Below are 12,833 nucleotides of genomic sequence, written 5' to 3' on the forward strand. Positions count from 1 at the left end.
CAGGCCGACATGCTGACGATGACCACGTGCACCTGCCGTGCCATCCAGGCGTGGCAAAAACAAGGAGTTCCCCATGAAAAACAATGCCCTTCAAACCCTTCGCCTGCTTCTTTCGGGCGCGGCTGCAGGCCTGCTGCTCGCAGCCGCAGGCGCCGCCCACGCACAGGCCTATGTCAACGCCACCGTGGGAGGCGAGCTGGCACCTGGCGTGTACGGCCGCATCAACATCGGCAACGCGCCACCGCCTCCGCTGATCTACGCCGAGCCGGTCATCATCCACCGCCCGGCCGTGGTGGTACCGCGCTCGCCAATCTATCTGTATGTACCGCCCGGCCACGCCAAGAACTGGGGCAAGCACTGTGCCCGCTACAACGCGTGCAGTCAGCCTGTGTACTTTGTGCAGGAGCCGCCTCCACGCCGGGGCCCGCCACCGTACAGCCACGGTCGCTATGACCGCCAGGATCGCCATTGGGACGACGATCACCGGCACGGGGGCAAAGCCGACCGTGGGCGCGGCCATGGCAAGGACAAAGACAAGGACAAAGGGCGCAAGCACCGCGACTGAAGGGCGCGTCGCCGTGATGTGATCAACGGCTGTTGGCAGCGAGACCGCAGTACCAGCGGTTAAGCTTTGCCCCATGGCCCACGTCACTTTCGCTCCCCCGTTCACTGCTCCCACCGAAGTCGTCCACCAGCTGCGCCAGCACGGGTATGCCGTGCTGGCGCCTTCCGATGTGGCACGCTGGGTGGGCTGCGACCTTGCCGCGTTGATGGCGCTGAATGCCGACTGGGCAGGCTTGCCCCCCGATGACTTTCTCAAGGATGGCGGCCGCTACCGGCGGCGGCGCCACGCCTGCTTTGTGGTGCAGAGCGGCCACATGCAGCAGGTGCCCCACCGTGCGCACTGGCAGCCGGTGGAATACAACGCCTTGCACGGCGGCATGGAGCGCTGGTTTGCGCCCATGGAGGCGGCCACCGTGGCGCAGCCCGTGTGGCGCCAGCTGCTTACAGCGCTGGCAGGCGTGTCTGACGCGGTGTTTGCGGGCCCACGGGCCCCGGTGCCCTGGTTTGTGGAGGCGCACCAGTTTCGCATCGACACCACGGATGGCATCGGACGGCCCACCCCCGAGGGGGCACACCGCGACGGGGTTGACCTGGTGGCCGTGTTTCTGGTCGGCCGCGAGGGCGTGAAGGGCGGCGAGACCCGTGTGTTCGAAGCCGCCGGCCCGGCTGGCCAGCGCTTCACGCTCACCGAGCCATGGTCCCTGCTGCTGCTCGACGACGCCCGCATGATCCACGAGACCACGCCCATCCAGCCGATGGCGGCAGCGGGCCACCGCGACACCCTGGTCATCACGTGCCGCAGGGGCAGCTTTCAGGGGGCGGACGCGGTGGAGCCGCCTGCACTGGCGGCCTGAACAATCCCTTTGGAACTGCATTGAATTTGATGCGAATCAAGATGCGCGGTAAGGTGGGCGTTCACACTGGTTCGTGTGGGCCACAAGCCCGCCACAACATTCAACCCAAGGAGAAGCACCATGTTCAAACACATTCTGGTTCCGGTCGACGGCTCTGATACGTCGATGCTGGCCGTGTCCAAGGCCGCCGGGCTGGCCAAAACCTTTGGCAGCGCCGTGACGGCGGTCTACGTGGTAGATCCCTATCCTTTCACCGGCGTCGGGGCTGACTTTGCCTACGGCCAGGCCCAGTACATCAATGCCGCCACCGCCGAGGCCAACACGGCCCTGGAAGCCACCCGCAAAGCCATGGCCGATGCCGGTGTGCCGGTGACCACCGTGGTGGGCGAGGGACATGCAGTGCACGACGGAATCCTGCGCGCCCTGGAGAGCACGGGCGCCGACCTGATCGTGATGGGTTCGCACGGGCGCCGTGGGCTGGAAAAGCTGGTGCTCGGCAGCGTCACCCAGCGCGTGCTGGGCGTGGTCCATATCCCCGTGCTGGTGGTGCGCGACTAGGCGCGGCACTCGGTAGCGCGCACTAAGCGCAATACGCGCACTAAGCGCAATACCCGCAATACGCGCAATACGCGCAATACGCGCATTCTGCAAAACGGCTCCTGGATGGAGCCGTTTTGTTTGGGGTTCAGCGTGGCGCTTGCCCGGCCACCAGCACCGGCGTATCGCGAAAACGCTCGGGCAGCAAAGCCTCAAGCTGCGCGATCTTGGGGCGGTCGTACGTGGCGATGTAGATGGAGTGCGGGTTGCGCGTCGCGTAGTCCTGGTGTTCGTCTTCTGCCGGGTAGAAGGCGTCCAGCGGGGCCAGCGTGGTCGCGATCTTGCGCGCCAGCAGCTGGGTGGCGTCGAGCTGCGCGATGTACTGCTGGGCAACCCCGTGCTCATCGGGCGTGGAGTAAAAAATGGCAGACCGGTATTGCGGCCCGTAGTCGGGCCCCTGGCGGTCGATTTCGGTCGGGTCGTGCGCCACCGAAAAGAAGATCTGCAGAAGCTGCCCATAGCTCACCACCTGCGGGTCGTAGGTAATCGCAACGGCCTCGGCGTGACCTGTTTTACCGGAACTGACCATCGGGTAGCTGGCCGTCTCTTTGCTGCCGCCTGCATACCCCGACACGGCATTCAGTACCCCCTGTGTGTGCTGGAACACAGCCTGCACGCCCCAGAAGCAGCCGCCTGCAAATACGGCAGTGGCGGTGGCCGACGGGCTGGGCGCCTTCACATCAGTCTCTGGAGGCGGCAGCGCCACCGAGGGTCGGGCGCCGGACGTGGCGCCCGCATACAGCAAGGCCGCGAGCATCAGCACGCCCACCAGCACCAGCAGCTTGGAGCCGATGTTGGATGGGGGCTGGGGTGCGGTGGTTGCCGCAGAGTCCGGCGGGCCAGATGCCCCGTGGCGTTGCGCGGGCTTGTGGGGAGGTTGCGGCACGGTAAAGGCTCCTGGGCCACGGCCTGCACGCAGGTGCCTGGGGCCATGGGCGGCTGTGGTCGGCCAGGGGCGCCGGCCGCGCGTCAGGTCACCTTACTCGATCTTGGCGCCAGACGCTTCCACAATGCCTTTCCACTGCCCGTACTCCTTGTTGAGCAGGGCGCTGAACTGGGCAGGCGTCATGGCTTCGGGCTCGGCGCCTTGCGCCTGGATGGCGGCCTTCATCTCGGGGGTGGACAGCAGCTTGTTGATTTCTGCATTGAGCGTGGTCACCACCGCTGCGGGGGTTCCGGCAGGGGCCAGCACGCCGTACCAGGTGCTCACGTCAAAGTCCTTGAAACCCGATTCCGCCACGGTGGGCACATCCGGCACCGAAGAGCTGCGCTTGGCCGACGTGACCGCCAGCGGGCGCAGCTTGCCGGCCTTGATCTGGCCCATGGCCGAGGGCAGGGACGAGACCAGCAGGTCCACGTTGCCCGCCAGCGCATCCATCAGCGCGGGGTTGGAGCCCTTGTAGGGGATATGGCTGAGCTTGATGCCCGCCGCCTGCTCGAACAAATGGCCGGCCAGGTGGATGGACGTGCCGTTGCCGGGCGAGCCGTAGGTGATGGTGCCCGGCGCTGCCTTGGCGGCGGCCACCACATCGGCCAGGGTCTTGTACTTGGAGTTGACGCTGGTGGCGATGACCACGGGCGTCCAGGCCACGTGGGCCACGGCCGTGAGGTCCTTGGTCGGGTCCCACGGCAGGTTCTTGTAGAGCCAGGGGCCGATCACGAGGTTGTCCTTTTGGCCCATCACCAGGTCATAGCCCGTGGGCGCAGCCTTCACAGCCTCGCCAATGCCGATGGTGCCGCCCGCGCCCGCCTTGTTGTCCGCCACCACGGTCCATTTGGGGCCTTCGGTGAGCTTGGTGGCCACCAGGCGCGACAGGATGTCGGTGCCGCCGCCGGGCGGGAAGGGCACGATCAGGCGGATGGGCTTGGTGGGATAGGCCGCAGCCGGGGCCTGGGCGTTTGCCGTGGTGCCCAGGGCAAAAGCGAGGGCGGTGAAAGAAAGCAGGGTGCGGATCATGGCGGGGGGTGTCTCCGTCGGTTCAATGAGAGGGGGGCAAACGCGCTGCGCGTTCGGCTCTGCGGGTCTTAGTGCCAGCTCCTGTGGATGATCGCTGATCCTGCGCAAGGCCGGCCTTGCCAATGCAGGAGGGCAGCATCGCCTACGGCGATGGCTGCCGGGCCTGGCAGGGCTTCAGATGCGTTCAAAAATCGCGGCAATGCCCTGGCCGCCACCAATACACATCGTCACCAGCGCATAGCGGCCCTGGATGCGCTGCAGCTCATGCAATGCCTTGACGGTAATGAGCGCGCCCGTGGCACCGATGGGGTGGCCCAGCGAGATGCCCGAGCCGTTGGGGTTGACCTTGGCGGGGTCCAGGCCCAGGTCCTTGGTCACTGCGCAGGCCTGGGCGGCGAAGGCCTCGTTGGCTTCGATCACGTCCAGGTCGTTGACGGTGAGGCCCGCCTTCTTCAGCGCTAGCTGCGTGGCTGGCACGGGGCCGATGCCCATGTACTTGGGGTCGACACCTGCGTGGGCGTAGGCCACCAGGCGGGCCAGGGGCTTGGCGCCCCGCGCCTTGGCGGCACCGGCTTCCATCAGCACCACCGCGGCGGCGGCGTCGTTGATGCCCGAGGCGTTGCCTGCCGTCACCGTGCCGTTTTCCTTGATGAACACGGGCTTGAGCTTGGCCAGGTCGTCCATCGTGGCGCCGGGGCGGAAGTGCTCGTCGGTGGCGTACAACACGTCGCCCTTCTTGCTCTTCAAGGTGACCGGCACGATCTGGTCCTTGAACACACCCGCCTGCGTGGCGCGTTCGGCCCTGTTGTGGCTCTCCACCGCCAGCTTGTCCTGGTCTTCGCGCGTGATGCCCCACTTGGCGGCAATGTTCTCGGCCGTCACACCCATGTGGATGTTGTGGAAGGGGTCGTGCAGTGCGCCGATCATCATGTCCACCATCTTGGTGTCGCCCATGCGGGCGCCCCAGCGCATGTTCAGGCTGGCAAAGGGCACGCGGCTCATGTTTTCAGCACCGGCGCCGATCGCCACGTCGGTGTCGCCCAGCAGGATGGACTGGCTGGCGTTGACGATGGCCTGCAGGCCCGAGCCACACAGGCGGTTGACGTTGTAGGCGGGCGTGCCTTCGCCGCAGCCGCCGTTGATGGCCGCCACGCGCGAGAGGTACATGTCCTTGGGCTCGGTGTTGACCACATGGCCGAACACCACATGGCCCACGTCCTTGCCTTCCACGTTGGCACGCGCGAGCGATTCGCGCACGACGAGGGCGCCCAGTTCGGTGGGGGGCACGTCTTTCAGGCTGCCGCCAAAGGTGCCAATGGCAGTGCGCACTGCGCTGACGACGACGACTTCACGGGTCATGGGGTGATCCTTTCAAAGGGGTTTCAGGTCAAATTGGCCACTGGGGCTTAGCCAGCATGCGCTGGCAGCTATGAAAACAGGAGTGATCCGATTCACGCGTCCCGGACATCGGCCACCGGGTTGGTGCCAAAGTCTGCGCGCTCCAGCCAGGCGAGCACGCGGGTGGCGGCTTCGGCGGGGGATGTGAGCTGGCCACCCGTCTTGAGGTTGGCGAAATTCTGGCGGTCCGGAAAGGCGGCCGGGTCGGCGCCGCGCAGCTGAACCTGCATGTCCGTGTCGATCACACCGGGCGCCAGCGAACATACCTTGGCTCCATGGGGCTTGAGTGCCTCGTCCAGCGCTACGCAGCGCGTGAAATGGTCCATGCCCGCCTTGGCGGCGCAGTAGGCAGCCTGCGAGGCCATGGCCCGGCGGCCCAGGCCCGAGGAGATGTTGAGCACCTTGCGCGGCACCGTCCAGCTGTCCGTTGCACCCAGGAAGGCGGCGGTCAGTTGCATGGGCGCCTCCAGCCCTACACGCAGGGCGGTGGCCAGGTCGGCCAGATCATGCGGGTTGGCACTGGCCGACAGCGGCGCAATGCGCGGAATCATGCCCGCATTGTTGATGAGGATGGCGCTGGCAAACGCCTGCGGGCCCTGGGCCTGCAGCCAGGCTTGCAGCTTGTGGGCGGCCTGCTCGCCCTGCGAAAGGTCTTGCTGCCACTGTTCAATGGTGACGCCAGCTGCCTTGGCCTCGGCGGTCAGGTCAGGGTTGGTGCCACGGGCAATGCAGATCAGGGTGTTGCCGCTCTTGAGAAGCTGCTGGGCCATGGCCAGGCCCATGCCGCGCGATGCGCCGGTGAGGATGTAGAGGTGGTTGTGAGGCATCCCGCCATGGTACTGCGGGATGTGGCGGTCAGCTGTCGCCCGCAGGCTCCAGTATGGCCAGCAGCTGGGCCAAGCGCCGGTCCAGGGCTGCCACGTCGGATGCACGCATCGGGGCTAGCAGCGCATGCTCATTGGCCACATGGGCTTCCAGGGCCCGGTCGATCAGCGCCAGGCCTGCTGGCGTGAGTTGCACGAGCAGACCGCGTGCATCAGCAGGGTTCGGCAGGCGCTCAATCCACCCGCTGGCTTCAAGTTTGCCCATGCGGTGCGTCATGGTGCCGGAGGTGACCATGAGGGTTGAAAACAGCGTGGTGGGCGCCAGGCAGAAGGGGGCTCCCGAGCGGCGCAGCGTGGCGAGCATGTCGAACTCCCAGAATGACAGGCCGAACGGCGCGAACGCGGCTTCAAGTCGCCGGTCCATCAATGCCGCGCAGCGTTTGAGGCGGCCGATGGGGCCCATGGGGGATACGTCCAGATCGGGGCGTTCTGTGTGCCATTGGGCCAGGATGGCATCCACGGCGTCTGGGGGGCGAGGGTCAGGCATGGTCGTAATTTGTCTTGATTTCGAGATTTTATGCTACAGTGGTTTATCTTGAATTAAAGATAAAAATGAATTCAAACTCGACTTCGTCAGCATCACCGTCGTCGTCACCCAACTGGTGGGACGTGTTCATCACCGCGCTCGCGCCCGTCATCTGGGGCTCTACCTACATCGTCACCACCGAGCTGTTGCCACCCGGCCGGCCGTTCACCGCAGCGCTGCTGCGGGCGCTGCCTGCGGGGCTGCTGCTGGTGCTGTGGGCGCGTCGGTGGCCTGTGCCCGGGGGATGGGGGCGCATGGCTTTGCTGGCTGCGCTCAATATCGGTGTCTTCCAGGCGCTGCTGTTTGTGGCGGCCTATCGCTTGCCGGGCGGGCTCGCCGCCGTGGTCGGGGCCATTGGCCCGCTGGTGGTGATGGGCCTGGCCTGGGCGGTGGACCAGCGCCGCCCGTCGGGCGTGGCGCTGGGGGCGGGCGTGCTGGCGGTGGCGGGTATGGCGCTGATGCTGCTGGCCCCCGGCACTGTCTGGGATGGGTGGGGCGTGGCAGCGGCGCTGGCGGGCACGGTGTGCATGGCCATGGGCACGTTTCTCTCGCGCCGCTGGCAGTCCGGTCTGCCGGTGCTGGCCTTTACCGGCTGGCAGCTGCTGCTGGGCGGGCTCATGATCGCGCCGGTGGCCTGGTGGGCCGACCCGCCTTTGCCCACGCTCACGGCCACGCAGGCCGGGGGGTATGTGTACCTCTGCCTGGCGGGTGCACTGGTGGCTTATGTGCTGTGGTTCCGGGGCATCGAGCGCCTGCCCACCGTGGCGGTGGCGTCGCTGGGGCTGCTGAGCCCGCTCACGGCCGTGCTGCTGGGCTGGGCGCTGCTGGGGCAAGCCATGCGCGGCGTGTCGCTGCTGGGTATGGCCACGGTGCTGGGCTGTGTGCTGGCGGTGCAGTGGGCCATGGCGCAGCGCGGCGCGGGCCGCTGACACCCCAGGCGCTCCGCTCTTTGATGTGCTCCTTCCTTTTTTCTTTGTTGATCTGAAAGGTCTGTGTTTTCATGTCTTCTCACACCGTGGCTTCGGCCATTGAAACCCGCGTCTCCACCCACCTTTTCGATGCAAGTCATGCGCTGGATGAAGCCCAGATTGCCGAGCTGGTGCGCCTGGCCACGCGGGCGCCTACGGCCTACCACCTGCAGAACTGGCGCTTTATCGCGGTGCGCACGCCAGCGGCCAAGGCACGGCTGCACACGCTGGCCTGGCGCCAGCAGAAGGTGCTGGATGCGGCTGTCACCTACATCATCTGCGGCACGCTGCAGGCCCACACCCAACTGGCCGATCGGCTCGCGCCCGTGGTGCGTGCCGGTGTTTTTGGGCAGGCGGTGGGGGACGCCTGGGTGGCGCAGGCCACGGCGGCGCATGCTCCTGATGACCAGCTGCAGCGTGATGAAGCGGTGCGCTCGGCCTCGCTGGCTGCCATGACGTTGATGCTGGCGGCCGAGGGCATGGGACTGGCCAGCGCACCCATGGGCGGTTTTGACGCAACGGGGGTGGCGAGCGAGTTTGGGCTGCAGTCCGACGAATTGCCCGTGATGCTGGTGGCGGTGGGACGTGCTGCGGTCATGCCTGTACCCAAGCCGCGCAGGCCGGTGGCCGAGGTGCTTGCGCTGGTCTGACGGGCCCCGCTGCGCATCAGAAACCCGGCGCGGATTCGAAACGACATGGCGCCCCGTGACGGGGGTGCACAAACTCCAGCACGCAGGCGTGCAGCAGCAGCCGGGGCGCTTTTTGTCGGGCGGTTTCGGCTGCATACAGCGCGTCGCCCAGGATGGGGTGGCCGATGGCGGCCAGGTGCACGCGCAGCTGGTGGGTGCGGCCGGTCACGGGTTCGAGTTCCACGCGTGAGCTGAATGCCGCCTCGTCCTGGGCCAGCAAGCGCCAGCGGGTCAGGCTGGGCTTTCCCTTCGCGGCATCCACCACGCGCAGCGGGCGGCGCTCCCAGTCGGCGGCGATGGGCAGTTCGATCTCGTTCCAGCACCGGTCTGCCGAGTACAGCAGCCCCTGCACCACGGCTTGGTAGCGCTTGTGCACCTGGCGCTCGGCAAATGCGTGGCTCAACTGCCGCTGGGCATCGATGTGGCGGGCCATCAGCACGAGGCCGGACGTGGCCTGGTCCAGACGGTGCACGATGAGCGCGCCGGGCCAGCGCTGCTGGGCGCGGGCACTCAGGCAATCCTGCTTGTCGGGCCCCCGGCCGGGCACGCACAGCAGCCCGGCGGGCTTGTCGAGCACCAGCAGGTCGGCGTCTTCATACACCACCTGCACGCCACCCGCCAGTTGGTCAGGCAGTGTCATCGCCTGCTGCACTGGTCGCGATGAGCCGCTGCACCGTGGCGCACAGTTCCTCCACGTCATTGGGTTTGTGGATCAGTGCGCGGGCACCTTCTGCCAGTGCGGCTTGCTCGATCTCGGCCGTCACATAGCCGGATGCCAGGGCGACCGGCAGATCGGGGCGGATCCGGCGCGCCTCGCGCACCAGGTCCACGCCGCAGAAGCCGGGCATGTTGTAGTCGGTCACCAGCAGGTCGTAGGCCTGCGGGGCAGCGCGCAGCGCGGCCGTAGCCTCATGGGGGTCTGTGAAGCCGCTCACCTCGTACCCGCGTCGGCGTAGAAGGCGTTGCACCAGAAACACGAGCGCCTGGTCGTCATCCACATACATCACCCGGTGTTTTTTGCCGGGCGCGTTCGCGTCACCCGGTGCAGTTGCGGTGGGGTGAGCAGCCAGTGCGCCGCTGGCCAAAACGACGGGCGCGATGTGGGCAGCTGGGGTGGCGCTGCTTGCCACCGGAAAGTACAGCGTGAACCGGCTGCCATGGCCGGGGGAGCTTTGCACGTCCACCCCGCCTTCGTGCGTGCGCATCACGCCATGCACCACTGCCAGGCCCAGGCCCGTACCCTGGCCGACGGGCTTGGTGGTGAAAAAGGGCTCGAAGATGCGCTCGAGCGTGGCGGCGTCCATGCCGGGGCCGGTGTCGCGCACGGTCAGCGCCACGTAATCGCCTGCGGCCAGCCCCAGTCGCTCGCTCAGGCGGTGGTCGGGCTGCACGGCAGCGGCCTCTACGTGGATGCTGCCGCGTTCGATGCCCTGGTGCTGGATGGCGTGGACGGCGTTGGTGCACAGGTTGAGCAGGGCTTGCTCGACCTGCGTGGCGTCGGCCAGCACGGGCGGCAGGCCGGCCTGCAGGTGCATGTGCAGCTCGATCGCTGGCGGCAGTGTCACGCGCAGCAGACGCTCGGTGTCATGCACCACCTCGGCCAGCGATACGGCCGAGCGCTGCGGCGGTTCGTTGCGGCTGAAGGTGAGGATCTGGCGCACCAGGTCGCGCGCGCGGCGGCCGGCCTTGTCGATCTCCAGCAGGCTCTCCAGCACCGGCGAGCCCGGTGCGCAATCGGCCTTGGCCAGCTCCACGTTGCCCAGGATGGCCCCCAGAATGTTGTTGAAGTCGTGCGCAATGCCCCCGGCCATGGTGCCCACGGCCTGCATCTTGTGCGACTCGCGCAGTTGCGCTTCCAGCTCGCTGCGGTGCGCCTCGGCCTTCTTGCGGCCGGTCAGGTCGCGTGCGAACACGGTGGTGGTCTCGCCGTCTGCGTGGCGCTCGAACGATACGCTCACCTCCACCGCCAGCTCCTTGCCGCTGGCCGTGAGGGCGGTCATCTCGCCCAGCAGGGCCTGGGTGGTGAGTTGCGCAAACGCCAGGGCCTGCGCGGCATCGGGCAAAAAGCGCTCCAGCGGGCTGCCCAGCGCATCGCTGGCACTGCACTGGAACAGGGCCGCCGCCGTGGGGTTGAACACGGTGATGCGCTGGTGCTGGTCCACGCAGATGATGGCATCGAGCGCAGAGTTGATGATGGCCTCCAGCCGCTTTTCGCTGGCTCGGATCTGCTCGTTGCGTTGCTGCAGGGTCTGTGCGCTGTGCTGCAGGGCCTGGCGCTCGGCCAGCAGCGGGCCCTGGTCGATCACCGCGCACAGGAACTGCGACAGCGGGGGCCCACTGGCCTGGGGCGCCTCGATGTGGGCAATGTGCAGGTCTCCGGTGATGCGCGTGTCGGCGCTGATGTCAAACACCACTTCTTTCACCTCGCCGCGGCCCAGGTCCTGCGCCAGGGCGAAGGCCTCGCGCACGCGCCGGGCATCCTTGCTGCGCACAAAAGGCATCAGGGCAGTGAGCGGGCGGTCGCGTTCGGTGGGCTGAAAAGAGCGGTGCGCCATGGAATTGGCCTGCACCACCATGTCGTGCTCATCCACCACCATCAGCGCCAGCGGCACGCTGGCAAACAGGGTCTCGAAGCGTTCGTAGGCACTCTCGGCCACTGTCTGGCTGTAGCGCAGCACCTTGTTCTGGCTCTCCAGCTCGGCCTGGTAGGCCCGCAACTCCGCCACCAGGCCCTCGCCGGTGCCCGTAGCGGTGCTGCCGTCATCACGCGGGGGGGGCGCCGGCGCGGTTGGGCCGGGGGTGCGCGCAGCCTGGGCGGGCTGCCGTCCGGCCGGGTCCAGAAAAGACAGATCGGGTTCGCTCATGAAAGTGCAGCCTCATGGCGCGGACGCCCCAGGCGGGCGAGGCCCGCGACACGCTGCGAATTGGCAGGACACATGGGAATCGAGTGTACGCCTGCATGCATTGCCCACGGCCCTTGAGAAGCGTGGATTGTTGGCAGTTTGTGAACATTCCTTTTCCCTGCAAGGGCTTACCGGCGGGCAGGGGCGGGCCTAAAGTTCAACCGTGGCGCACTGGCGTGCGCCCTGCCTTTTGTTGTTGAACCCCAGGAATACTCATGACCACCTCTTCCACCAGCGCGGCTGCCCAGCAGCCCTTGCTTCACAAGCTGCAATGGCGCTACGCTGCCAAAAAGATGAACCCCCAGAAGGCCGTGCCGCAAGACAAGGTCGAACGCATTCTGGAGGCCGCCCGTCTGGCGCCCACGTCCAGCGGGCTGCAGCCGTTTGAAATCATCGTGGTGACCGACCCCGCCGTGCGCGCACGCATCCAGCCCATCGCCTGGAACCAGGCCCAGATCACCGATGGATCGCACCTGCTGGTGTTTGCCGCGTGGGACAACTACACGGCCGAGCGCATCAACATGATGTTCGACCTCACCAACGAGCAGCGCGGCTTCAAGAACGAAGGCTGGGAGAACTACCGCCAGATGCTGCTGGGCATGTACCCCCAGCGCGATGCGGAGGTGAATTTTCAGCACGCAGCCCGCCAAGCCTACATTGGCATGAGCGCCGCGCTCATTGCGGCAGCGTTTGAAGAAGTGGACTCGACACCCATGGAAGGATTCGACCCCGCTGCGCTGGATGAGATCCTCCATCTGCGCGAGCGCGGCCTGCGCAGCGTGGCCATCATGCCCCTGGGTTACCGCGCCGATGAAGGCGACTGGCTGGTGAACCTGAAGAAGGTGCGCCGCCCGCGCGAGCAGTTTGTGACAGAAGTCTGAGTCAACGTGCTCCAGAGAAAAAACCGTCCGGGAAGGAAACCCCGGACGGTTTTTTCATGGGCGCTGCCGTCGGGCAGATCAACGGCCGACGGAGATCAGTTCAATCTCAAAGTTCAGCGTCGCATTGGGCGGAATCACGCCCCCCGCACCCGCTGCGCCATAGGCGATGGCGGGCGGGCAGGTCAGCTTGGCCTTGCCGCCGGGCTTCATGCGCTGCACGCCTTCGGTCCAGCAGGGGATCACGCGGTTGAGCGGGAACGAGGTGGGCTCGCCGCGCTTGTAGGAGCTGTCGAACTCCTTGCCATCCAGGAACGTGCCCTTGTAGTGCACCTTGACGGTGTCGGTGGCCTTGGGCGATTCGCCCGTACCGTCCTTGAGTGATTCATACACCAGGCCGCTGGCCGTGGTGACGGGGCCTGCCGCCTGGGCAGCGGCAAACGAGGCAGCCAGCAGGCCGGCGAGCACAAGGGAGGAGGAAATACGCACGGAATGTCCTTGAAAAAGAAGAAGTCAGAAAGAGCTCGAAAGATGGTTCTTCCGGCAGAAACGTTTTGCCCTGCCAGCGGCGCGCCAGTGTAAAGGGCTTCACGCCAGTGGCCGTCACCGTGCCCA

General features: G+C 66.7%; 14 protein-coding genes. 6 read left to right on the forward strand and 8 right to left on the reverse strand.

Annotated features, from left to right (window positions below; translation table 11 throughout):
- Positions 1–73 precede the first annotated feature (73 nt).
- The 3 genes from AAFF19_RS12130 (at position 74) to AAFF19_RS12140 (ending at position 1,976) form a co-directional block, all read left to right on the forward strand.
- Positions 74–565 carry a hypothetical protein gene (locus AAFF19_RS12130; RefSeq protein WP_182119180.1) on the forward strand — a complete coding sequence of 164 codons (492 nt, stop codon included), beginning with the start codon at positions 74–76 and terminating at the stop codon, positions 563–565.
- Positions 566–638: 73 nt separating this feature from the next.
- The gene (locus tag AAFF19_RS12135; protein ID WP_182119179.1) at positions 639–1,418 is read left to right on the forward strand and encodes a 2OG-Fe dioxygenase family protein; all 780 of its coding nucleotides are present in this window, start codon (positions 639–641) and stop codon (positions 1,416–1,418) included.
- 120 nt (positions 1,419–1,538) lie between these two features.
- A complete protein-coding gene (locus AAFF19_RS12140; RefSeq protein ID WP_008905842.1) occupies positions 1,539–1,976 on the forward strand; it encodes a universal stress protein in 438 nt (145 codons plus the stop codon).
- 127 nt (positions 1,977–2,103) lie between these two features.
- Here AAFF19_RS12140 and msrA read toward each other — a convergent pair whose 3' ends face one another.
- From msrA to AAFF19_RS12165, 5 genes are all read right to left on the reverse strand, one after another.
- Positions 2,104–2,901 carry a peptide-methionine (S)-S-oxide reductase MsrA gene (msrA, locus tag AAFF19_RS12145; protein ID WP_246330840.1) on the reverse strand — a complete coding sequence of 266 codons (798 nt, stop codon included), beginning with the start codon at positions 2,899–2,901 and terminating at the stop codon, positions 2,104–2,106.
- A 93-nt stretch (positions 2,902–2,994) separates the two neighbouring features.
- Positions 2,995–3,972: a tripartite tricarboxylate transporter substrate binding protein gene (locus AAFF19_RS12150; RefSeq protein WP_182119178.1), complete on the reverse strand. Its 978-nt coding sequence runs from the start codon at positions 3,970–3,972 to the stop codon at positions 2,995–2,997.
- Between the two features lie 174 nt (positions 3,973–4,146).
- Positions 4,147–5,331, reverse strand: a complete 1,185-nt coding sequence (gene bktB, locus AAFF19_RS12155) for a beta-ketothiolase BktB (RefSeq protein ID WP_008905839.1) — start codon at positions 5,329–5,331, stop codon at positions 4,147–4,149.
- A 92-nt stretch (positions 5,332–5,423) separates the two neighbouring features.
- Positions 5,424–6,197, reverse strand: coding sequence for an SDR family NAD(P)-dependent oxidoreductase (locus tag AAFF19_RS12160; RefSeq protein WP_342720245.1), 774 nt, complete (start codon positions 6,195–6,197; stop codon positions 5,424–5,426).
- Between the two features lie 28 nt (positions 6,198–6,225).
- The gene (locus AAFF19_RS12165; protein ID WP_342720246.1) at positions 6,226–6,741 is read right to left on the reverse strand and encodes a MarR family transcriptional regulator; all 516 of its coding nucleotides are present in this window, start codon (positions 6,739–6,741) and stop codon (positions 6,226–6,228) included.
- Between the two features lie 65 nt (positions 6,742–6,806).
- Here AAFF19_RS12165 and AAFF19_RS12170 point away from each other — a divergent pair, with 65 nt between their 5' ends.
- Positions 6,807–7,709 carry an EamA family transporter gene (locus AAFF19_RS12170; protein WP_342720247.1) on the forward strand — a complete coding sequence of 301 codons (903 nt, stop codon included), beginning with the start codon at positions 6,807–6,809 and terminating at the stop codon, positions 7,707–7,709.
- 71 nt (positions 7,710–7,780) lie between these two features.
- Complete coding sequence (locus AAFF19_RS12175; protein ID WP_342720248.1) at positions 7,781–8,398, forward strand: nitroreductase family protein; 618 nt, start codon at positions 7,781–7,783, stop codon at positions 8,396–8,398.
- Between the two features lie 16 nt (positions 8,399–8,414).
- On the opposite strand, the gene AAFF19_RS12180 is transcribed toward AAFF19_RS12175, so the two are convergent.
- Entirely contained in the window at positions 8,415–9,077 is a 663-nt protein-coding gene (locus tag AAFF19_RS12180) for an RluA family pseudouridine synthase (protein ID WP_342720249.1), read from the reverse strand.
- Positions 9,064–11,301 carry an ATP-binding protein gene (locus tag AAFF19_RS12185; protein WP_342720250.1) on the reverse strand — a complete coding sequence of 746 codons (2,238 nt, stop codon included), beginning with the start codon at positions 11,299–11,301 and terminating at the stop codon, positions 9,064–9,066. Before AAFF19_RS12185 ends, AAFF19_RS12180 begins: the two co-directional genes overlap by 14 nt.
- Before the next feature lie 254 nt (positions 11,302–11,555).
- Between AAFF19_RS12185 and AAFF19_RS12190 the strand changes: the two genes are divergently transcribed.
- Positions 11,556–12,221 (forward strand): NAD(P)H-dependent oxidoreductase, encoded by a 666-nt coding sequence (locus AAFF19_RS12190; RefSeq protein WP_182119171.1) that lies wholly within the window; start codon positions 11,556–11,558, stop codon positions 12,219–12,221.
- A 78-nt stretch (positions 12,222–12,299) separates the two neighbouring features.
- Here AAFF19_RS12190 and AAFF19_RS12195 read toward each other — a convergent pair whose 3' ends face one another.
- Entirely contained in the window at positions 12,300–12,686 is a 387-nt protein-coding gene (locus AAFF19_RS12195; protein WP_246330857.1) for an FKBP-type peptidyl-prolyl cis-trans isomerase, read from the reverse strand.
- Positions 12,687–12,833: the final 147 nt, after the last annotated feature.

The sequence above is a fragment of the Acidovorax sp. FHTAMBA genome, assembly GCF_038958875.1.
In the GTDB taxonomy this organism is placed as follows: Bacteria; Pseudomonadota; Gammaproteobacteria; order Burkholderiales; family Burkholderiaceae_C; genus Acidovorax.

Coding starts and splice junctions, on each gene's coding strand:
- AAFF19_RS12150 (WP_182119178.1), bottom strand. CDS start 3,972: ATGATCCGCACCCTGCTTTCTTTCACCGCCCTCGCTTTTGCCCTGGGC.
- AAFF19_RS12180 (WP_342720249.1), bottom strand. CDS start 9,077: ATGACACTGCCTGACCAACTGGCGGGTGGCGTGCAGGTGGTGTATGAA.
- AAFF19_RS12130 (WP_182119180.1), top strand. CDS start 74: ATGAAAAACAATGCCCTTCAAACCCTTCGCCTGCTTCTTTCGGGCGCG.
- AAFF19_RS12135 (WP_182119179.1), top strand. CDS start 639: ATGGCCCACGTCACTTTCGCTCCCCCGTTCACTGCTCCCACCGAAGTC.
- AAFF19_RS12140 (WP_008905842.1), top strand. CDS start 1,539: ATGTTCAAACACATTCTGGTTCCGGTCGACGGCTCTGATACGTCGATG.
- AAFF19_RS12160 (WP_342720245.1), bottom strand. CDS start 6,197: ATGCCTCACAACCACCTCTACATCCTCACCGGCGCATCGCGCGGCATG.
- AAFF19_RS12165 (WP_342720246.1), bottom strand. CDS start 6,741: ATGCCTGACCCTCGCCCCCCAGACGCCGTGGATGCCATCCTGGCCCAA.
- AAFF19_RS12175 (WP_342720248.1), top strand. CDS start 7,781: ATGTCTTCTCACACCGTGGCTTCGGCCATTGAAACCCGCGTCTCCACC.
- bktB (WP_008905839.1), bottom strand. CDS start 5,331: ATGACCCGTGAAGTCGTCGTCGTCAGCGCAGTGCGCACTGCCATTGGC.
- AAFF19_RS12185 (WP_342720250.1), bottom strand. CDS start 11,301: ATGAGCGAACCCGATCTGTCTTTTCTGGACCCGGCCGGACGGCAGCCC.
- AAFF19_RS12170 (WP_342720247.1), top strand. CDS start 6,807: ATGAATTCAAACTCGACTTCGTCAGCATCACCGTCGTCGTCACCCAAC.
- AAFF19_RS12190 (WP_182119171.1), top strand. CDS start 11,556: ATGACCACCTCTTCCACCAGCGCGGCTGCCCAGCAGCCCTTGCTTCAC.